Annotated in this window: 1 protein-coding gene; it reads right to left on the bottom strand. The window is 41.5% G+C overall.

The features are described 5' to 3' along the window. Positions 1 to 634: hypothetical protein (locus B6C84_RS11625; protein WP_165755855.1), on the bottom strand; the 634-nt coding region annotated here is incomplete at both ends.

Below are 634 nucleotides of genomic sequence, written 5' to 3'. Positions count from 1 at the left end.
TGCACCTTGACAATCTCTTCCCTCCGGACAATAAGAATTCCTCGCATTAGTTAAATCCTTGACCTTTGGGAGACGATATCCCAAACTATTACACCAAGATGATATCCAAGTCTGGTTAACTTTACCAGGACCACTATTAACAAACCACTGCTTTAACACAAATCCATATTTGACCACCGCATTACCACTGCTATCACGACCGACTAACTCAAATACCTGGGGTAAAGATGGTCTGTCGATTCTACCTGGATTAGCTGATAACGATGTAGCAACAGGACCCGTTAGGGTGACTCGAACGCGGGTACTTGTTGAATTGCTCATCGTCGCCGTAATACCTTCATGAGAAACCGGCGCCCAAGATAAGGCCTGATTACTACCACTAATATCTAAATCAAAATACAAATTATGAGCACCAGTAGTCGGGAAGTTTGAACCATAAGACGACGGCGTAAATGACTGTGTTATAAAACCCTTACCACGTTTCCATTCGCCAGCAGAATTCAAATAATCAAATAAGTTAGGTCTTGCATAACAAACCGCTTGCGTTTGATTAGGTTTAATATAATAAGTGGCATAACCTGCCGTAAAACGACTTTCATTAGGCACACCATAACGTGTTTTTAATGTACCTTCA

The sequence above is a fragment of the Gilliamella apis genome, from assembly GCF_002142155.1.
Classification (GTDB): domain Bacteria; phylum Pseudomonadota; class Gammaproteobacteria; order Enterobacterales; family Orbaceae; genus Gilliamella; species Gilliamella apis.
The sequence above is the reverse complement of the archived record's forward strand: the minus strand, read 5'-3'. Positions and strand labels throughout refer to the sequence as shown.